Raw genomic sequence first — 18,943 nt, 5'->3', positions numbered from 1 at the left:
GCCCTCGTCGTCGAGCGCCGGACTACAGCGTCGCGCGGACGGCCTTCGCCGCGGCGACCAGGTTCCGCAGCGAGGCCACGGTCTCCTCCGTGCCGCGGGTCTTGAGGCCGCAGTCCGGATTCACCCAGAGGCGCTCCGCGGGAACGGCTTCCAGCGCCGCGCGCAGCGAGGCCTCGACCTCGTCCTGCGCGGGCACGCGGGGCGAGTGGATGTCGTAGACGCCGGGGCCCACCTGGTTGGCGAAGCCCGCCTCGTTGAGGTCGTCCAGGATCTCCATGCGCGAGCGGGCCGCCTCGATCGAGGTGACGTCCGCGTCGAGATCGGCGATGGCGCCGATCACGTCGCCGAACTCCGAATAGCACAGGTGCGTGTGGATCTGGGTGTCGTCCACGACGCCCGAGGTCGACAGCCGGAACGAGCCCGTGGCCCAGTCCAGGTAGGCCGGACGGTCCGCGGCGCGCAGCGGCAGCAGCTCGCGCAACGCGGGCTCGTCCACCTGGATGATCTTCACGCCGGCCCGCTCGAGGTCGACCGTCTCGTCCCGGATGGCCAACGCCACCTGATCGGCGGAGTCGGCGAGCGGCTGGTCGTCGCGCACGAAGGACCACGCGAGGATCGTGACCGGGCCGGTGAGCATGCCCTTGACGGGCCGCTCGGTCAGCGTCTGCGCGTAGGCGATCCAGGAGACCGTCATCGGCTCGGCGCGGCGCACGTCACCGTACAGGATCGGAGGCCGCACGCAGCGGGTGCCGTAGGACTGCACCCAGCCGTTGTCGGTGGCGAGGAAGCCCTCGAGCCGCTCGGCGAAGTACTGCACCATGTCGTTGCGCTCGGGCTCGCCGTGCACGAGGACGTCGATGCCGAGATCCTCCTGCAGCTTCACCACGTCGGCGATCTCCGCCTGCATGCGGCGCACGTACTCCGCCTCGTCGATGCGCCCGGCGCGCAGATCCGCGCGCGCGACACGGATCGCACCGGTCTGTGGGTAGGAGCCGATGGTGGTCGTCGGCAGGAGCGGGAGACCCAGTCGGTCCCGCTGTGCGACCGCGCGTTCCGCGGCGGCGGCCCGGCCGGTGCCCGCGGCGCGCAGTGCGGCGAGCCGGTCGCGGACGGCACCGTCGTTCAGGCGGGCGTCGGCCTCGCGTGCGGCGCGCACGGCGGCGCTCTCCGCGAACTCGGCAGCCACCACGGGACGGCCCTCGGTGAGCGCACGGGACAGGACGACGACCTCGCCGATCTTCTCCTCGGCGAAGGACAGCCAGGCGCGCACCCCCTCGGCGCCCGCGGGCTCGGGTGCCGTCTCGGCGGCGACGGTGTAGGGGACGTGGAGCAGGGAGCACGACGTGCTCACGGCCAACGCCGCGGCGGACCCGGACAGCGTTCCCAGGGTGGCGAGCGCCGCCTCCAGGTCCGTGCGCCAGACATTACGTCCGTCGACGACGCCCGCGAGCAGCAGCTTGCCCGCCAGTGCCGGCGTCCCCGCGACGAGTTCGACGACGGCGGGATCGGTCACCAGGTCGACGGCGATCGCCTCGACTCCGGTACCTGCCAGCGCGGCGAGCGAGGGCCCCGGCGAGCCGAAGTAGGTGGCGACCGCGATCGACGGCCGCTCGACGGCGGACGCCAGCTCGCCGTAGACCTTCGCGGCGGTGTCGGCGAGGGCCAGGCCCGCCTCGCTGACCAGCACGGGCTCATCGAGCTGGACCCACTGCGCGCCCGCGGTGGCGAGCCGCGCGAACAGGTCGCGGTAGAGCGGCAGCAACTCGTCGATGCGGGCCAGCGGGTCGCCGGCACCGTCGACGGCCTTGGACAGCGCGAGGAAGGTGATGGGGCCGACCACGACAGGGCGCGCCGGAACGCCCTGCGCGAGGGCCTCATCGAGGTCGTCGAGGACCTTCTCCGAATGCAGCGAGAAGACGGTGTCCGGACCGATCTCGGGCACGAGGTAGTGGTAGTTCGTGTCGAACCACTTCGTCATCTCGAGCGGGGTGACCTCCGCGGTGCCGCGCGCGGCGGCGAAACAGCGGTCGAGCCGGTCCTCGATGCCCGCAACGCGGGGCGGCAAGGCGCCGAGCAGCTCGGCGGTGTCGAGGATCTGGTCGTAGTAGCTGAAGGTGTTGGTGGGCACGGAATCCAGTCCGGCGGCGGCCAGACGGGCCCACTCGTCGCGCCGCAGGCCCGCGGCGGTGGTTTCGAGATCGGCGCGGCTCACGGAGCCCTTCCAGTAGCCCTCGATGGCGCGCTTGAGCTCGCGGCGGGGGCCGATGCGGGGAACACCGAGAACGGTGCGGGTGAAGTTCGGTGCGGTCACAGGTGGACCGTTCCTTTCGTGCGTAGCGGGCGGCGACCGCCTGTCCGGGCGCACGTACGCACGACGACGAGCCCGCCTGTCGACGTCCCGTCCTCCTGCGGTCGCACGCCCATTCCACGAGGCGGCACACCACCGGACGCGGCGCGTCCGGTACAGCGGGCAGGTATTCGGACTCGCAGGCCTCGTACTCGTTCCTACCGGTCGCTGCTTCCCAGACCGGGGCCCAGTGCGTCGTCGCGACTTTCGTTCCTGCTCACCGCTGCGGGACAGTCCCGGATTCCCACCGGGTTCCCTCTTCACGTCGCGGCGCACCGCGCGCTTCGATGCCGCGTCCGAGGCCTCGGGCGGCAGACCAGCTGCGTCTCCAGCATGCCACTTCGTGCATCCTTGCCGTGCGTCGGCACGCCCGGAGCGGGCTCGGCCGTCTCCCGTCCGGATCAGTCGTCGACGGTGAACCGCTTGAGCCGGCTCGTCCGCCCGGCGATCAGGCGAACCCGGGACTTCGGCAACCCGAGATGGGCGGCGAGCAGAGCGACGGCCGCCGTGTTCGCCCTCCCCTCGGTCGCGGGTTCGCGAACGAACAGGGTGAGCGTGCCGTCATCACCGACCTCGACGACGGGCCCCTTGCGGCTGCCCGGCTTGATCGTGCAGGTCACAGTGTGCGGGCTCATCGGTCCATGATGTCAGGTTCGCCACTGAGTACAGTGGATTCATGGGGATGCGGAGGATCGGGCTGAGCGTCGCGGCGGCGCTCGCCGTACTGGTGGTGCTGGCGGGCGGTGTCGTGTGGTGGTCCACGGCCCATGAGACACCGCTCTCGCGGCATCTCCCCGCCGAGCTGAAGCCGCGGACCTTCCCCACTGTCAGCACGGCGGGGCTCGACCCGTCAAGGATTCGCATCATCGAGAATCTGCGGCGGGAGTTCGACGCGAACCGGCCCGGCACGTACTACTCGGAGGGCGTCGAGGAGCCGTGGTGCGCCGACTTCGTCTCGACGGTGCTCCGCGATTCCGGCCTGCCCCTGCGCAACCCGAACTCCGGCACCTGGCGGATTCCGGGCGTGTACACGCTCACCGAGTACTTCCAGAAGGCAGGGAAGCTGGAGCCCGCGACGCCGTACCGCCCGCAGCCCGGCGACGTGGTGCTGTACGCACCGGAACACCCGCAACTGCGGCAGCACACGAACATCGTCGTGTCCGTCGACGGTGACACGGTCACCACGGTGGGCGGCAACCAGGCGGGCGGGATCAGCGCACTGACCTACCGAGTGGCGGACACGTTCGGCATCGTCGGGTACGGGGTGCCCGTCCGATGACGGTGCTCGACGCGCTGCGGGCGCGGATCGCCGCCGGGAGCACGCCGGGAGCACGCTCGGACGGGCTGCGGATCGCGCTGTCCATCGAGGGCGGGGGCTCGCGATCGGCGTACTCGGCGGGAATGGCGATGGCCGTTGAGGAGTCGGGGCTGCTCCCCGCCTTCGACGCGGTCTACGGCACTTCCGGCGGCGGGCTCAACGCGGCATGGCTCCTGTCCGGGGAGGGCCTGCGGTGGCTGCCCTCGTGGGGCTGGGACGCGGTTCTCGCGGAGCGGGTGGTGCACCCGCGGCGCGCCCTGCGCGGCGGCGTCGTCGTGGACACCCGCCATCTGGTGGACCGGGTGTACTCCGACGTGACGCCCATGGATTTCGCGGCGATCCTCGACAACCCGATCAGCCTGCACCCCTTGGCCGTCGACGCGCACACGCGACGCGTCGCCGACCTGTCCCCGTACCTCGTCGACGCGGCGTCCGTGCGGACCGCGCTGCGCGCGACGACGGCGCTGCCGCTGCTCGCCGGTCCCCCGGTGCGCCTGGCCGGGCGGGAGTTCCTCGACGGCGGGCTCGCGGAGAAGGTCCCCCTGGCCACACCGATCGAGCAGGGCGCCACGCACCTGGTGGTACTGCGCACCGTCGAGGAGGCGGCCGAGGCCGCGCGCCGCGGCTCGCGGGCCGAGAAGTGGATCCTGGACGCCTATTTCACCGCGCGGCGCGCCGCGCCTCCGCCCGGCCCCGTCGTGCCGGGCACCGCCGAGGTGCTGCAGATCTGGGTTCCGGAGGGCAGCCCGGCCGTCGGCCGCCTCTCGAACGACGGTCCACTGATCTCCCGCGCCGTCGAGCTCGGTCGCGACGCCGCGCTCACCGCCCTGCGCGCGTAGTCCGCTCGGGCGACGAGCTTCCGATCATCGCGTCGGCGTGGCCCTCGACCCACGCGAGCAGGGGCAGCATGCGGTCCATCAACTCCACGCCGAGCGGCGTGAGGCTGTACTCGACGTGCGGCGGCACCGTCGGGAACGACTCGCGGTGGACCAGGCCGTCCACCACGAAGGTCCGCAGCGTGGAAGCGAGCATCTTCTCGCTGATCCCGTCGACGGCTCGGCGCAACTCGCCCCAGCGGAGTGTCCCCGCCGTCAGACTCGCCAGCACGAGCACGCCCCACTTGCTCATCACATGGTCCAGAACGACCCGAGAGCTGCACCCCTGGTCGAAGAGCCGGGAGCCTTTGGCGAGGTCATCGACATAACTTTCCATTAGGTACGTACCTTACATGAAAGTGGGTACCCATGATGTGGAATGTTAGGGATGCGAGGTCCGGTTGTAGTCGACGACCACCTACGGAAGGAACACCATGACCATCCTCGTGACCGGAGCCACTGGAGCGCTCGGACGCCTCGTCGTCGACGGCCTCCTCGACCGCGGCGCGGCGCCGACGGACATCATCGCCGGAGCCCGCGATACCGCGAAGGCCGCGGATCTCACTGATCGCGGGGTCCGCGTCGTCCGACTCGACTACGACGACCCGGCCACCGTGCGTGCGGCCGTCGAGGGCGTCGACGCCCTGCTACTGATCTCCAGCTCCGAAGTGGGGCACCGGATCGCGCAGCATCGGAGTGTCATCGATGCGGCGAGGAACGCCGGTGTCTCGAAGTTCGTCTACACGAGCGCACCCCGAGCCACCACGACGGACCTCGTGCTCGCCCCCGAGCACAAGGCGACAGAGGAGGCCATAGTCGCCTCGGGGCTGCCGTCCGTCATCCTGCGCAACAACTGGTACACCGAGAACTACGCGAGCGACCTGGAGGCGGCGCGCGCTACCGGCGTCCTCGCCGCGAGCACGGGGGCCGGACGAGTGGCTTCGGCGAGCAGGCGCGATTTCGCGGACGCGGCGGCGGTGGTCCTTCTCGATGACGGTCACCTCGGCTCGGTGTACGAGCTCGGCGGCGACACCGCCTGGGACTACACCGAACTCGCTGCTGCGATGACCGAGGTGACGCGGCGCACCGTCGAGTTCCGCGACGTCTCGCTCGACGACAGGGTCACGGGCCTGAAAGCCGCGGGACTGGACCCGGGGACCGCGGGATTCGTCGCCGCGATCGACACGGGCATCCGCAACGGCGCGCTGGCCGGCACCGACGGCAGCCTCTCCCGGCTCATCGGCCGGCCCACCACACCGCTGGTCGACGGCCTGCGAGCCCTCGTCTGAGCCTGTCACCCGGCGAGCAGCCTGCCGGCGAGCCGTTCCGCCACGTCGGCGGCGCTCGCGGGGGGCGGCTCGCCGGCCAGGAGGTATCGGCGGAGCACCGCGAGAGGCACGTCGTACATCGCGAAGAACACGTCGGCGCGCGGCAACCCGCAGTCACGGGAGACGCGACGCACGATGGCGCCGGTCGCGACCGCCCGCTCGGTGCTGAGTCTCGCCCACTCCTCCGCCGTCGCGGGAGGCCAGTCGTCGACCGCGAAGGCCTGCGGCCCCGCCTGCAGCACGAGGGCCTCTCCGAGATCCGCGCGGCACCGGTCGACGACCCAGTGCACGCTCGCGGCCGCCTCCGCGGCGGTCCCGATGTCGCCCCAGGCTGCGGTGTACGCGTCCTGGAACCGGCGGACCGCGCGGAGCCAGACGGCGGCGAGCAGCGCGGGGCGCCCGGGGTAGAGGTGGTACACGGATCCACTGGGGGACTTGGCCTCCCGAGCGACCGCGGCCACCGTCAGGCCCCGCGTTCCGTCCCGCGCGAACAGCCGTACGGCGGCGTCGAGCAGCTCGTCCGGGTCGTGCATCCTCGGCCTTCCCATGGCCGTAGATCCTATGCTAGACCTGTTTTAGAGAGTAATCACTAAAACAGGAGGACCGATGACGGGCACCGCTCGGATCACCCTCGATACGGCAGCCGCGATCCTGGCGGCCCAGCCCTTCAACGATCTGGTGGGCGCTCGCATCACCCGATTCGGCGAGGGCGAGGCGGAACTCGTCCTCGACATCGAGGACCGGCACCGCCAGCAGTTCGGAGTCGCACACGGCGGCGTACTGGCGTATCTCGCCGACAACGTCCTCACGTTCGCCGCCGGGTCGGTCCTGGGCGCCGACGTACTCACCGGCGGCATGGACGTGAGCTACCTGCGAGCGGCGAGATCGGGACGACTGCGGGCGCGGGCGTCCGTCGTGCACCGCGCCCGGTCGCACGCCGTGGTCACAGTCGAGATCCGGAACGAGAACGGCGGGTCCGGCGCGGCCGCCCTCTGCGCGATCGCGCGGGGCACGGTCTTCGCCACCTCACCCCGGGGCGCCGCCGCGTGAACGCGCAGATCACCGATGCGGACTGGGCGCTCGCGCTCGACACGGTGCGTCGCGCGCGGCTCTCGTCCTTCCACTGCGCCGTCGCGTCTCTCAACCCCGACGGTTCGCCGCACGTGACGCCGATCGGATCGGTTCTGCTGGACACGCGCAGTCACACCGGTCTCTACATCGACGTCTTCAACGTCCACCTCGCCCGCAATGTGACCGCCGATCCCCGCATCACGATTCTGGCCGTCGATTCCGGACCGATCAGATGGGGTCGTGCCCTGGTGCGCGGGCACTTCGACCGCACGCCGGGGGTGCAATTGACGAGCACCGTCGGTCCCAGCCGGCGCGCCGCCCCGGACGAGGCGGAGCGGTTCCGGGCGATCGTCGGGCCGCTCGCACGGCTCCGCGGCGGTCGGACCATGTGGTCGGATCTCACCCGCGTGCGTGACCTGGCCGTCTCATCCGTGCGCCCGATCCGCCTGGGCACCATGACGAGTCGGTGACTCATCTCCGCAGGCGACCGGCGTGCCCTGGTGGAACATGACGGACCAGCGGTTCTCCCGGCGCCGCCACACGGTGAGCCTGCGGGTGACCCGGTCGCCCTGCGCCAGCGTGTACGTGAGCAGGTAGACGGAAGCGCCCAGAGCGCGGACCTGGAACTCGCTGGTCTCCCAGTCGGATTCGTCCGGCGGCGAGATCAACCGCTGCTCGATCACCTCCCGGACGTACTCGCGGCTGTACCGCCGTCCCGACGCGCCGACCTCCCAGAAGTCCGGTGCGACGGCATCATCGAAGTCCGCGAGGGTGCTCCACGCCGGGCCGTGGAAGAGGGGCTCACGGCGGCGCAGTTCCTCGAGAACTCCCCGCAGGCGCGGGGCGGTGCCGCGGTCGGGTTCGTACGCCTCCTCCATCACTCCTCTGAGGCTAGCCTCACTGCCAATCGCGGGAGCGAGAGGGCACGGACAGGTCCATGCGCTGCAGCCTGTCGGCGACGACGGTGACCGCCCCCTCCGCGTTCTGCAGCTTCCCCCGCACCAGCAGCGCGGGCGCCGACTGCGCGAGGCGCCGGTACCGCGCCCACAGCCCGGGGCTGCACACCACGTTGACCATGCCCGTCTCGTCCTCGAGGTTGAGGAAGGTGACGCCGCCCGCGGTGGCCGGCCGCTGCCGGTGCGTGACGGCCCCGCCCACCAGGACGCGGTCACCGTCGGGCAGCGACAGGAGTCTGTCGGCGACGACGACCCCGAGCGCATCGAGCGTGGGACGGAGGAACTCCGTCGGGTACTTCCCCGGAGTGACGGACATCGCCCACACGTCCGCAGCGGCGAGCGCTGACTCGCTCATGCCGGGTAGCGTCGGCGGAGCCCCTGCAGTCGCAGTGCCGGGCAGCCGATCCGGGCGTTCCCTCGCCGCTGCCCCTGCCTCCCAGAGCTCTCGCCGCCGGCCGCGACCGAAGCAGTCCAGCGCCCCCGCCGTGGCCAGCGCCTCGGCCTGCGCCACAGTGAGCTCCACTCGCGATGTGAGATCCACCAGGTTCGCATACGGACCGCACGCGTCCCGCTCGGCGACGATGCGCTCGGCGAGCTCGTCACCGATGGTGCGGATCGCACCGAGGCCGAGCCGCACCTCGAGCCCCGCATTCTCCAGGTTCGCCCACACCAGGCTGGCGTTCACGTCCGGCCCGTGCACCACGACACCGTGCCGGCGCGCATCGGCGACGAGGGACTGCGGCGAGTAGAAGCCCATCGGCTGCGCGCGCAGCAGCGCCGCGCAGAAGGCCGCGGGGTGATAGCACTTGAACCACGACGAGTAGAAGACCAGTGACGCAAATGACTGCGAATGACTCTCGGGGAAACCGAAATTGGCGAACGCCACCAGTTTCTCGAAGATCCGGTCTGCCACATCCTCCTCGATGCCGTGCCGCTCCTTCGCGCCCGCGCGGAACAGATCGCGCAATCGCTCCATCCGGTCGACGGAGCGTTTGGAGCCCATCGCTCGGCGCAACTGATCCGCCTCCGCGGGACTGAACCCGGCCACGTCGACGGCGAGCTGCATGAGCTGCTCCTGGAAGAGCGGCACCCCCAGGGTGCGTTTCAGCGCCTTCCACATCGACGGGTGCTCGACCGTGGGTTCCTCCTGCTCGTTGCGGCGGCGGATGTACGGATGCACCGAGCCGCCCTGGATGGGGCCGGGCCGGATCAGCGCGACCTCGACCACCAGGTCGTAGAAGTTCCGCGGCTTCAACCGGGGCAGGGTCGCCATCTGCGCCCGCGACTCCACCTGGAAGACACCGACCGAGTCCGCGCGGCAGAGCATCTCGTACACGTTCGGATCCTTCAGGTCCAGCTTCGCGAAATCGACCTCGATACCCTTGTGCTCCTCGAGGAGGCCCTGCATGTAGTGCAACGCGCTGAGCATGCCGAGCCCCAGCAGATCGAACTTCACCAGCTTGATGTTGGCGCAGTCCTCCTTGTCCCACTGGAGCACGCTGCGGTCCTCCATGCGGGCCCACTCGGTGGGGCACACATCGGCGATGGGACGGTCGCAGATCACCATCCCACCGGAGTGGATGCCCAGGTGTCGCGGCAGATCGGCGATCTGCGCCGCCAACTCGACCACGCGGTCCGGGATGCCCTCGGGCACCGGATCCTTCCGCCAGCCCCAACTGGAGATCTGTTTGCTCCACGCGTCCTGCTGCCCCTGCGAATAGCCCAGCGCTCGTGCGGTATCGCGCACCGCGGACCGACCGCGGTAGGTGATGACGTTGGCCACCTGCGCGGCGTACTCGCGGCCGTACTTCGTGTAGACGAACTGGATCGCCTCCTCACGGCGATCGGACTCGATGTCGACGTCGATGTCGGGCGGACCGTCGCGTTCCGGCGCCAGGAACCTCTCGAACAGCAGCTCGTTCGCGATCGGGTCGACCGCGGTGATGCCGAGCGCGAAGCACACCGCCGAGTTGGCAGCGCTCCCCCGCCCCTGGCACAGGATGTCCTTCTCGCGGCAGAAGCGCACGATGCTGTGCACGATGAGGAAGTACCCCGGGAAGGTGAGCGTCTCGATCACGTTCAGTTCGTGCTCGATCTGCCGGTAGGCCTTCGGGTTCCGCTCCGGCGGACCGTAGCGCTCCAGTGCGCCGCGCCGGGTCAGCTCGCGCAGCCAGGTGGCCTCGGTGTGTCCGGATGGAACGTCGAAGGGCGGGAGGTTCGGCGCGATCAACGCGATCTCGAACGCGCATTCCGCCCCCAACTCCGCAGCACCGGCGATCGCACCGGGGTGCTCCGGCAGCAACAGCGCCATCTCATCGCCCGAGCGCAGGTGCGCGCCGCCCGTGGCCGGCAGCCATCCGTCCAGTTCGTCGAGGCTGCGGCGGGCCCGGATGGCCGCGAGCGCGGACGCGAGGCGGCGCTGGTCCGGTCTCGCGAAGTGCGCCCCCGTGGTGGCGACGGTGCCCACCCCCATCCGGGCGGCGACCCCGGCCAGGAGGTGGTTGCGCTCGTCGTCCTCGGGGACGCCGTGCACGGTGAGCTCCATGCTCACCCGGTCCTGGCCGAACCGGTCGACGAGCCGCGCGAGGGCGGCGGCGGCACCGTCGGGCCCGGAGACCTGCAGCCCCCTGCGAACAGCACCCTTGCGGCATCCCGTGAGGATGTGCCAGTGGCCGCCCGACCATTCGGCGAGCCGATCCGGATGGAAGCGCAGGAGCCCCTTCTCCCCCGCCTCCATGTGCGCCTCGGCCATCGCCCGCGACAGCCGGCGGTAGCCCTCCTGCCCGCGGGCCAGCACGAGCAGATGCTCGCCCGACGGATCCTCGGAACCGGTGCGCTCGGCATCGTGCTCCAGCGACAGCTCGGCTCCGAACACCGTGGGAACGCCGAGTTCTCGTGCCGCCTCGGCGAACCGGATCACGCCGTAGAAGCCGTTGTGATCGGTGACGGCGAGCGCCTTCAGGCCCAGCGCGTGGGCCTGCTCCACCATCTCCTCGGGCTGCGCCGCCCCGTCGAGGAAGCTGAACGCGGTATGCGCGTGCAGCTCGGCGTACGGCACGCGGGAGAACCCTGGGGCACCGCCGGCCGGGACGTAGGCCTCGCGCTTACGGGACCACGCCGGCGCATCGCCACCGTCGCCCGGGGGTTCCTCCGCGCGACGCACCGGAGCCCGACCGGAGAGCACCCGCTCCATCTCCGACCAGCTCCGCGGCCCGCTACCCCAACCCACACCTCAACAATACGCTCACGTGTTCGATGTGTTCAATATGCTCGAACACGAAGGAGTCACCGCAGACGCGTGAGGAGCACCTTCAGCGCCGGAAGTGGGTCATAACCCTCGATCGGCATGGCGAGCTGCCGGGTGACCAGGGCGTCGGTGGCATCCATCACCAGCGCGGATTCGGTGATGCCGAGGCCGATGGAGGCGCCGATCTTCTCGCCGACCTCCTCCACCGCGCGACGCCCGCGCCGTAGCGGTTCCCGCAGGTCCGGCTCGACCGACGCGGCGGCGAACAGGTTGAGCCGGGCGACACCCCGCGTCCGGCCTCCGTCGATCGACCAGCGGACGAACTCCGCCAGCCGTTCGGCGACCTCCTCGAGCGTGGACTTCTCGACGCCCTCGAAGGCCGCCCAGAAGGTGAGATCCTCCTCGACCATGTGATCGACGATCCCGCGCACCAGCGCGGCGCGCGAGCGGAAGTAGTTGGACGCCGTCCCGGCGGGCACGCCCGCGGCGCTGTCGACCGCGCGGTGCGTCAGTCCCCGGAGACCGAGCGTGCCGAGCACCTCGATCGCCCCGTTCAACACCTCGTCGCGCCTGCCCATGGGCGAGAACTGTACCCGATACTACGTTCGAAGTAGAACGCGTTCAGGCCCCGTCGGCGAGGCCGGGGGTGAGCTTGGCGAGGGCGACCCGCACCGCGGCGACGTCCCGGTCCGTCAGGTGGTCGAAGACCAGCCGGCGCACCTCCTCGACGTGGCCGCGGGCGACACCGTCGAGCGCGGCGAAGCCCGCGTCGGTGAGCTCGGCGTACGCTGAACGCCCCTCGGCGCGCCGCACCAGCCAGCCGCGCTCGCCCAGCTTGCGCAGTACGTGCGACAGGCGCGAGGGCGACGAGTTGGCGGCCTCCGCGAGCGCAGAGAGCCCCAGTGTGCGGTCCGGCGCCTGCGACAGCTGGGCCAGCACCATGAACTCGTAGTGGGTGATGCCCGCGTCGACGCGGAGCTGTGTGTCCAGCTTCGCGGGCAGCCGCATGGCGACGTTGATGAGCGGCAGCCACGCCCTCATCTCCTCATCGGACAACCACCGGGTACTCCCCGCGTCCGCCTTCATGTCGCACCCCCGAAACATCACATCGTCGCTGCAGTTTAGCGGCTGCCGATTCCAGTGAACGGTCCATCACCGAGTCGGTAGAGTCGGTTCGCATGAGCCGACCGAGCACGACGCCGGGCCCCTCCTCGGACGCGGACATCCCCGCCTATCTCGAGGCGCTCGGCCTCCCCGGCCTCTCGGACATCCACGTGCACTTCCTGCCCGAGCCCATGCTGGTCAAGGTGTGGGACTTCTTCGACCGCGCGAGCGCCGAGTACGGGCGCGAGTGGCCCATCGCCTACCGCTTCGACGAGGCCACCCGCCTGGAGCTCATCCGCGGCATGGGCGTCCGCGCGATCCCCGCGCTCACGTACCCGCACAAGCCGGGCATGGCGGTCTGGCTCAACGACTGGTGCGCCGAGTTCGCACGGCGCGTGCCCGACGCGATCCCCTGCGCCACCCTCTACCCCGAGCCCGGGGTCGGGGAGTACGTCGCGGCCGCGATCGCCGACGGTGCGCGGTTGTTCAAGATGCACGTCCAGGTGGGCGTCTTCGCGCCGGACGATCCGCTGCTCGATCCCGCGTGGCAGGTCCTGTCCGCCGCGCGGATCCCCGTCGTCATCCACGCCGGGTCCGGTCCGGTGGAGGGCCCCTACACCGGGCCCGACCGGGTCGCGGAGGTGCTGCGGCGCCACCCCGACCTCACGCTGGTGATCGCCCACCTCGGCATGCCCGAGTACGAGCGGTTCGCCGATCTCGCCGAGCAGTTCCCCCACGTGTACCTCGACACCACCATGGCCGCCACCGATTTCACCCTGCGAACCGCCCCCATGCCTCCGGGCTACGTCGAGCGACTCGGAGCCCTCGCCGACAAGGTGGTGCTCGGCAGCGACTTCCCGAACATCCCGTACCCCTACGCGCACCAGCTCTTCGGGCTGGCACGCCTGGGCCTCGGCGACGACTGGATGCGCAAGGTGCTGTGGCACAACGGCCGCGCCCTGCTGGAGCGCGCGGGCGACTGAACGGCTGTCGATGCAGCGGTCGTTACGATGGCCCTCATGCAGATCCGACGGGCCGCGCTGGCGCTGATCGTCGCGGGGACCCTCGCGGCGTGCGGCGGCGCTCCGTCGTCGCCGAAGGCGCTGTCGCTCGACCGCTCGAAGACGGAGTTCGAGCAGGTCGGGATCGACGAGACCCGCGATGACGTGACGGCGCTCGTCGCGACCGCGACCCGCCTCGGCGCGCAGCTGGCGGCCCGCGACACCCGCGCCGCGAGCACCGCCGTCTCCCCGTGGTCCGTGCTGAGCCTCCTGGGCATGCTGCGGGCCGGCGCGGAGGGCGAGACCGCCGCGCAGCTCGACGGTGCCGGGCTCGGTGCCGCGAAGGACCTCCCGCGGGCGATGGCGGCCCTGACGGGCCAGACCGCGCAGTGGGCGGGCGATCCCGGCACGGTGCCCGCCACCTCGCCGCCGGCGTCGCCGCTGTTCCAGTCGCAGGTGGCGCTGCTGACGGCGAAGGAGCCCGAGGACCGCCGGGTGCGGCCGGCGTACCTGGACGCGCTGTCCGCCTCCTACGGCACCGGCGTCTACCCCGTGGACTTCCGCCAGGACGTGGGCGAGCCGCTCGGGGAATGGGTCGCGGTGAACACCGGCAGCACGCTCACTTCAGCGCCGCTGAAGACCGGCACCGACACCCGGCTGGCCGCTGCGTCCACCGCGTATCTCGCTGCGGCGTGGCGCTTCCCGTTCGATGCCGCCCGGACGCGACCGTCGCCGTTCACAGCCGCCGACGGTGCCGTGGTCGATCCGCCGACCCTGCGCGGCACGGTGCCCGCGCGGGTGGCCGCCGGCGAGGGCTTCTCCGCGCTGCAGCTCGACTACGGCACCACGCTGGCGCTGCAGATCGTGCTACCCGCGCCCGGCACGCCGGTCGCCGATGCCGCGAGCGAGGGCCGGTTCACGGCCGCTCGGATCGCGCTCGCGGCGGCACCGTCGGTCCCGCACGAGGTGAGCCTTCCGAAGTGGCGTTCGACGTCCTGGACCCCGCTCGTCGACCCGCTCCGCGACGCGGGCCTGACGGGGCTGTTCGCCGGGCCCGGCCTCGACGGCATCGCGCCCGGATCACCGACGGTGGCCGACGCTCGTGCCGCCGCCGTGTTCACCGTGGGCGAGAAGGGCACCGCGTCGGACACCGCGACCGCGACCGCACCGGAAACCGGCCCCGGGCCCGCCCCGTTCGCGGTGGACCGCGCCTTCGCGTACGCGGTGGTGGACACCGCGACCGGACTCCCGTTGATCATGGGCACCGTCGACCGACCGGGCTCCTGACTCCCGCTTCCTGGTCGACGCCCACCGTACGCGTACGACTTGCGATGTCAAAACCGTGATGCCGGTTGCGGTTTCAACCAAAGTCTCGACTTCACGTTAAGGTTGAGGCATGACCTCGAAGCTCCCCCGCCCGCTCCGCGCGGCGGCCCGTTCGGCATGGGCCCTCACGGGCACCGCGCTGCTCGCCGTCATGGTCGCGCTCGTCGCGGGCGGCGCCGTCTTCCTCGTGGCCGCCGGGACCACTCCGCCGGCTCCGGCGCAGGAACGGGAGAACGCCGAGAACACGCGCGTCGCCCTCAAGGCCGCCGACGAATCGCGCACCCTGTTCGGCCTGCTGTCGAGCGCCGTGGTCTCCGCCGGCAACGGCCTGAACACCTCGGCGGGCTCGGTACCGCAGATCTTCGACAGCATCGACACTGCGAAAACCGGTTCCCAGCAATTGGTCTCGGGACTGGACGAGGCGTCGTCACTGTCCGCCGCACTGGCGCAGGTGAACCGCGCCACCGCCACCCTCGGCGGCGCGCTCGAGCGGACGCAGGGCCTGCAGCAGGTGGCGGCGGGCACCCGTGCGGCGCTCGTCGCGCTGCGCGGACGGCTCGTGGAGCACCCGTCTCCCGGTTCCGCCGAGGCGGTCGCGCAGCTCGACCGCGCGCTGTCGGGCTCGAAGGGCGTGGGCGCCCTCGATGACGTCGCCGGACTGCGCAGCACGCTCGCAGGCATGACGAGCAGCCTGAGCAGCGCCTCCGCCAACGCCGATGCCTCGCTGACCTCCGCACGCAGCGCGGCCCGGCAGCTGCGGGACGGCCTGACCAAGCTGGCCTCCGCCCGCAAGGACGTGAACACCTCCATCACCAACCTGACCACCGGTGTAGGACAACTGAAGACGGCGCTGGGCGCCATCGACGGCCAGCTCGCCCTCACCCAGACCCGCCTGCGCTCGGTGACCAGCGCACCCGCACCGGCGCCCGACCCCGGCATCGCCCGTCCCCTAGCCTGGGCGCTCGTCGCGGGCGGTGCGGCAGGCACCGTCACCTATCTCGTCGCGCTCAGCGTCGCGCACCGGCTGCGCCGCCGGGAGGCGGCCGCGGCGCAGGCCCCGGCTGCGGCTGCAGCAGAGACATCGGTCGAGCCTGCGGCGGACGTCATCGAAGTCCCCGCCACCGGGCACCACCGCGTCCTGCCTCCGGCCGAGGACCTCGCCGAGACCGACGACGTTGCTGCAACCGCCGCCACGGACGACGACGCGGCCGCGGCACCGTCGGGCACGGCACCGTCGGCCGAGGACACCGCAGCGTTGCCGGGGAAGCCGGCCAAGCACCGTCGGAACCGCTTCCGGCCCGCGCCCTCCGACGACACCAATCCGTATCTCTCGGTGGCCTTCTCGGGCAGCGCGGGCTAGGCGCGCTACTCGTACACGCCCTCCACCTCCCATCCGCCGGCGTACTGCAGCAGCAGGGCCCGGCCGTCGTCGCGGCCGGGTGCGGGCTCGAGCAGCACCTGCGCACGGGCGCGGGGTTCGGCGGCGGCGTCGGGTGCCCACCAGCGTTCGTCGACCAGCCACGGTCCCGCCCACCAGCTGAGCACCCAATCCCGCGATCCCCAGGTGAGATGCGTGGGTTCGCCGGTGAAGCCGCCGCGTTCGGTGACCCGGACGGCGTCGCCCGCGGCGTCGGTCATGGTGACCGCCGCGCCCGTGATCAGCACCGCCGGCGCAGGTTCCGGCATCCGGCCCGGCCACGGCGCGTCCGGGTCGCGAGCCGGGACCGTCTCGTCGCCCAGCGGCACCCAGGTGACCCGCTCAGCGGGGCCGCGGCCGCCGCTGCGCACCCCCATCCGTACCGATTCGCCGCCGAGGAGGCCCTGTACCCGGACCAGGGCGCGACGGAAGCGGGCGGCACCGTCGCCCTCGTCGCCCCACATGCCGGCCTGCAGCGCCCCGGCGTCCACCACCTCGACGGGTTCGAGCCGCAGCAGGACGATCGGGGCGCCCGGGCCGCCCTGCCTACCTCGGCCTCCGGTGAGCCAGCCGTCGATCTGCCAGCGCACCCGGTCCGCGGTGCCGTCGGGGGTGAGCGGCTCGGCGCAGCGCCAGATGCGGGTGTGCCGCTCGCCGTTCTCCGCGATCGCGGACACCTCCAACCGCAGGCACGCCATCCCCGCCGCGGACAACTTCTCGTGCAGCTCCGAGGCCAGGGCGCGGCCGGCGAAGGCAGCGGCGTCGACGCGGCCGATCGGCGGGTCCGGCCGCAGTTCCGCCTCCAGCCCGGGCGGCAGCACCGCGGTGGACGGGGGCCTGTCCGCCACCGCCCGGGCCTGACGGTGCGCGGCGATCGCGTCGACTCCGAAGCGGGTGGCCACGTCAGTCGCGGAGAGCGCCGCGAAGACGCCGAGGGTGCGCAGCCCCAGCCTGCGCAGCAGGTCGATGAGGTCGGCGCGGTCCTCCGTGGCGAGCGCCGGCTCGGCCCCCAGTTCGGCGATGGCCAGCGGGGCCAGGAAGGCCGCCGATTCCCCCGGCGGCACAACGACGCCGCGGCGGGCGGCCAGGGCCGCGGTGAACACCTCGTCGGCGATGCCGGCGAGCGACTCCGCGCCCACGGACGAGGCGGCGTCCACGAGGCGTTCCGCCGCCTGTTCCTCGCCGCCGAAGAACCGGGCTGCGCCGCGCGCGGGGATCACCACGAGCCCCGGGCGCAGGACCTCGATGAGCGGGATCAGCGCGGCCACGGCACCCGCGACGGGCTCGAAGATCCGCGCGTCCCGGCCCTCATCGGCCTGCGCGACGTGCAGGTCCGGGCAGCGGGCCTGCGATTCGCGGCGCTTCATGCCGCGCCGCACCCCGTCCGCACGGGCCGCGGCGTTGCACGCCACCACCCGGTTCCCGTGTAGCACCGCCACGGGGCGATCGGGCGCGAGATCGGCATCGGCCGCCGCCGCGGCCGCCGGCCAGTCGGGGCACCACAGGGCGAGGATGCGCTGAGCCCTCGGCTGCGGCAGGGTCTGCAGCGCCTGCTGCGGGGCGGTCATCGGGCCACCGCCAGCCCGGTGTCCGACGGTGCCGTGCCCGCCGCGCCCCGGTAGGGGTTGCGGCAGCCGCGGCCGCGCGCGGAGAAGACCAGGTCGATCCCGCGGATCCGCCCGCGACCGGGGCGGGCGCCGAGGCCGGTGTAGCCCTGGACGCGTGCGCCGAGGTGCAGCGAGGCGCCCTCCCACGTGCCACCGGTGACCAGCAGCACCGAGCCCCGAGAACGGGCGCGGGCGGCGATCGCCCGGCCACGGCTGGGCGGCACCGCGATGCCACCGAGCTCGCACAGCACCACATCGGCACCGTCGAGCAGGATCGACGCGACGGCCACCGGATCCCCCAGTGGCCCCTCGATGAGCGCGATCCGCTCCGGATCGGCCCCCTGTTCGAGTGCCGCGGCCATGCCGAAGCCCTGCGCCCCGCACAGCGCGACGCGGGCGCCGGCCCGCGAGACCGTGGCCACCAGCGAGACCGCGAGCGAGCCCGCACCCTCGAGTGTGGCGATGCTCCCGCGGGGCAGGCCGCCGCCCGGGAGCAGCGCGGCGAGTTCCTCGTGCACCGGGAGCACACCTGCGGCGGGAACGGCACCGAGCTGCGCGGATTCCTCCTGCAGCGGCGGCCCCTGCGGCGCCTGAGCCTTCCCCGGACGATGCTTCTCCGGCAGCGCCGCGAGCCTTTTGCGCAGCTCCGCGAGCTTCTCCTCGCGGTTGCCGCCCATCGCTTGAACACGTGCGGACACCTGTCACACCCCTCCCCTACGTTCTGATCCACGTTCGGAAGCAGAGTCACAGGGAAGGTGTGACTAGAACTTCTGTTCGATACGAGTCTCAGCGTAGATCCGCGATCGGAGCGCCGTCAAGCGTCCAGGTGGGAGAGGTTCCGCGAGGCGATGCACATGACGCATCGATACATTTTCGCAGGTGAGGAGGGTCTTCATAGCGAGGTGATGCGCCGGACGCATCATCTCGCCACACGACCGACGGCCAAGGAGACGTCTAGCCTCGGCCTTTCGCGGGTGAGGTCGTGTCGGACATGAAGAAAGGTGCTCTGAGCTGGAAGAATAGGGGTTACCACACCAACCTATTTCCAGTCTCGAAGGAGCACCTTTCTGGTGAGTCAGTCTACGTCCTGCTACCCGAAGGTGTCGGTCGACGCGGCCGGAACGAACCTCGTCTCGCATGCCGGGACAGTGCTGTTGCTTCGTACCGCCGAGACGGTCGGTCTGACCGCGGCTCTGACCAGTGCGTTGATGCCGTGGCGCAAGCCGAACGCGATCCACGATCCGGGGAAGACGGTGCTTGATCTGGCGGTGTCGATCGCGGCGGGCGGGGACTGCCTGGCCGACCTCGATCAGCTCCGCACCCAACCACAGGTGATGGGCCAGGTC

At 71.7% G+C, this 18,943-nt stretch carries 19 protein-coding genes and 1 riboswitch; of the genes, 9 read left to right on the top strand and 10 right to left on the bottom strand.

Features of this window, described 5'->3' with window-relative positions:
• Positions 1-22 precede the first annotated feature (22 nt).
• Positions 23-2,311, bottom strand: coding sequence for a 5-methyltetrahydropteroyltriglutamate--homocysteine S-methyltransferase (gene metE, locus AXK61_RS02205; protein WP_068570739.1), 2,289 nt, complete (start codon positions 2,309-2,311; stop codon positions 23-25).
• Between the two features lie 158 nt (positions 2,312-2,469).
• A riboswitch (cobalamin riboswitch) is annotated at positions 2,470-2,624 on the bottom strand.
• A 124-nt stretch (positions 2,625-2,748) separates the two neighbouring features.
• Complete coding sequence (locus AXK61_RS02200; protein WP_068570737.1) at positions 2,749-2,982, bottom strand: DUF167 domain-containing protein; 234 nt, start codon at positions 2,980-2,982, stop codon at positions 2,749-2,751.
• Positions 2,983-3,023: 41 nt separating this feature from the next.
• Here AXK61_RS02200 and AXK61_RS02195 point away from each other — a divergent pair, with 41 nt between their 5' ends.
• Both AXK61_RS02195 and AXK61_RS02190 read left to right on the top strand, forming a co-directional pair.
• Positions 3,024-3,626 carry a CHAP domain-containing protein gene (locus tag AXK61_RS02195; protein ID WP_068570736.1) on the top strand — a complete coding sequence of 201 codons (603 nt, stop codon included), beginning with the start codon at positions 3,024-3,026 and terminating at the stop codon, positions 3,624-3,626.
• Positions 3,623-4,504, top strand: coding sequence for a patatin-like phospholipase family protein (locus AXK61_RS02190; protein ID WP_068570734.1), 882 nt, complete (start codon positions 3,623-3,625; stop codon positions 4,502-4,504). Before AXK61_RS02195 ends, AXK61_RS02190 begins: the two co-directional genes overlap by 4 nt.
• Here AXK61_RS02190 and AXK61_RS02185 read toward each other — a convergent pair.
• Positions 4,485-4,877 carry a winged helix-turn-helix transcriptional regulator gene (locus tag AXK61_RS02185; protein ID WP_068570732.1) on the bottom strand — a complete coding sequence of 131 codons (393 nt, stop codon included), beginning with the start codon at positions 4,875-4,877 and terminating at the stop codon, positions 4,485-4,487. The two genes, AXK61_RS02190 and AXK61_RS02185, sit on opposite strands and share 20 nt — an antisense overlap.
• Before the next feature lie 97 nt (positions 4,878-4,974).
• Here AXK61_RS02185 and AXK61_RS02180 point away from each other — a divergent pair, with 97 nt between their 5' ends.
• Positions 4,975-5,829 carry an SDR family oxidoreductase gene (locus tag AXK61_RS02180; protein WP_068743557.1) on the top strand — a complete coding sequence of 285 codons (855 nt, stop codon included), beginning with the start codon at positions 4,975-4,977 and terminating at the stop codon, positions 5,827-5,829.
• Between the two features lie 5 nt (positions 5,830-5,834).
• Here the strand turns inward: AXK61_RS02180 and AXK61_RS02175 are convergent, their stop codons facing one another.
• A complete protein-coding gene (locus tag AXK61_RS02175; protein ID WP_068743555.1) occupies positions 5,835-6,416 on the bottom strand; it encodes a TetR/AcrR family transcriptional regulator in 582 nt (193 codons plus the stop codon).
• A 58-nt stretch (positions 6,417-6,474) separates the two neighbouring features.
• Here AXK61_RS02175 and AXK61_RS02170 point away from each other — a divergent pair, with 58 nt between their 5' ends.
• Positions 6,475-6,918: a PaaI family thioesterase gene (locus tag AXK61_RS02170; RefSeq protein ID WP_068570726.1), complete on the top strand. Its 444-nt coding sequence runs from the start codon at positions 6,475-6,477 to the stop codon at positions 6,916-6,918.
• Positions 6,915-7,409, top strand: a complete 495-nt coding sequence (locus tag AXK61_RS02165; protein WP_231855403.1) for a pyridoxamine 5'-phosphate oxidase family protein — start codon at positions 6,915-6,917, stop codon at positions 7,407-7,409. Before AXK61_RS02170 ends, AXK61_RS02165 begins: the two co-directional genes overlap by 4 nt.
• Here AXK61_RS02165 and AXK61_RS02160 read toward each other — a convergent pair.
• Genes AXK61_RS02160 through AXK61_RS02145 form a run of 4 tightly spaced genes read right to left on the bottom strand, consistent with a single transcriptional unit; the run spans position 7,365 to position 12,228 of the window.
• Positions 7,365-7,817 (bottom strand): nuclear transport factor 2 family protein, encoded by a 453-nt coding sequence (locus tag AXK61_RS02160; protein ID WP_068570724.1) that lies wholly within the window; start codon positions 7,815-7,817, stop codon positions 7,365-7,367. The two genes, AXK61_RS02165 and AXK61_RS02160, sit on opposite strands and share 45 nt — an antisense overlap.
• Positions 7,818-7,836: 19 nt before the next feature.
• A complete protein-coding gene (locus AXK61_RS02155) occupies positions 7,837-11,124 on the bottom strand; it encodes an error-prone DNA polymerase (RefSeq protein WP_068570722.1) in 3,288 nt (1,095 codons plus the stop codon).
• A gap of 56 nt (positions 11,125-11,180) precedes the next feature.
• Positions 11,181-11,720, bottom strand: a complete 540-nt coding sequence (locus AXK61_RS02150; protein WP_068570721.1) for a TetR/AcrR family transcriptional regulator — start codon at positions 11,718-11,720, stop codon at positions 11,181-11,183.
• 43 nt (positions 11,721-11,763) lie between these two features.
• A complete protein-coding gene (locus tag AXK61_RS02145; RefSeq protein ID WP_068743553.1) occupies positions 11,764-12,228 on the bottom strand; it encodes a MarR family winged helix-turn-helix transcriptional regulator in 465 nt (154 codons plus the stop codon).
• A gap of 92 nt (positions 12,229-12,320) precedes the next feature.
• On the opposite strand from AXK61_RS02145, the gene AXK61_RS02140 reads away from it, so the two are divergent.
• The 3 genes from AXK61_RS02140 (at position 12,321) to AXK61_RS02130 (ending at position 15,933) form a co-directional block, all read left to right on the top strand.
• On the top strand, positions 12,321-13,229 hold the full coding sequence (locus AXK61_RS02140) for an amidohydrolase family protein (protein ID WP_068570717.1): 909 nt from the start codon (positions 12,321-12,323) through the stop codon (positions 13,227-13,229).
• A gap of 36 nt (positions 13,230-13,265) precedes the next feature.
• On the top strand, positions 13,266-14,534 hold the full coding sequence (locus AXK61_RS02135; RefSeq protein WP_197466727.1) for a serpin family protein: 1,269 nt from the start codon (positions 13,266-13,268) through the stop codon (positions 14,532-14,534).
• A gap of 109 nt (positions 14,535-14,643) precedes the next feature.
• Positions 14,644-15,933, top strand: a complete 1,290-nt coding sequence (locus AXK61_RS02130; RefSeq protein ID WP_068743550.1) for a hypothetical protein — start codon at positions 14,644-14,646, stop codon at positions 15,931-15,933.
• Positions 15,934-15,938: 5 nt separating this feature from the next.
• Here the strand turns inward: AXK61_RS02130 and AXK61_RS02125 are convergent, their stop codons facing one another.
• Together AXK61_RS02125 and AXK61_RS02120 are read right to left on the bottom strand one after the other, a co-directional pair.
• Entirely contained in the window at positions 15,939-17,558 is a 1,620-nt protein-coding gene (locus tag AXK61_RS02125) for a DNA polymerase Y family protein (protein ID WP_068570712.1), read from the bottom strand.
• Entirely contained in the window at positions 17,555-18,295 is a 741-nt protein-coding gene (locus AXK61_RS02120; protein ID WP_139057839.1) for a hypothetical protein, read from the bottom strand. The genes AXK61_RS02125 and AXK61_RS02120 overlap by 4 nt, the downstream gene beginning before the upstream one ends.
• 372 nt (positions 18,296-18,667) lie before the next feature.
• Between AXK61_RS02120 and AXK61_RS02115 the strand changes: the two genes are divergently transcribed.
• Positions 18,668-18,943: transposase (locus AXK61_RS02115; protein WP_197466726.1), on the top strand; the 276-nt coding region annotated here is incomplete at its 3' end.

Source organism: Tsukamurella pseudospumae (assembly GCF_001575205.1).
Taxonomy (GTDB): domain Bacteria; phylum Actinomycetota; class Actinomycetes; order Mycobacteriales; family Mycobacteriaceae; genus Tsukamurella; species Tsukamurella pseudospumae.
Note: the sequence above shows the minus strand (reverse complement) of the source record. Positions and strands in the feature narration are given on the sequence as shown.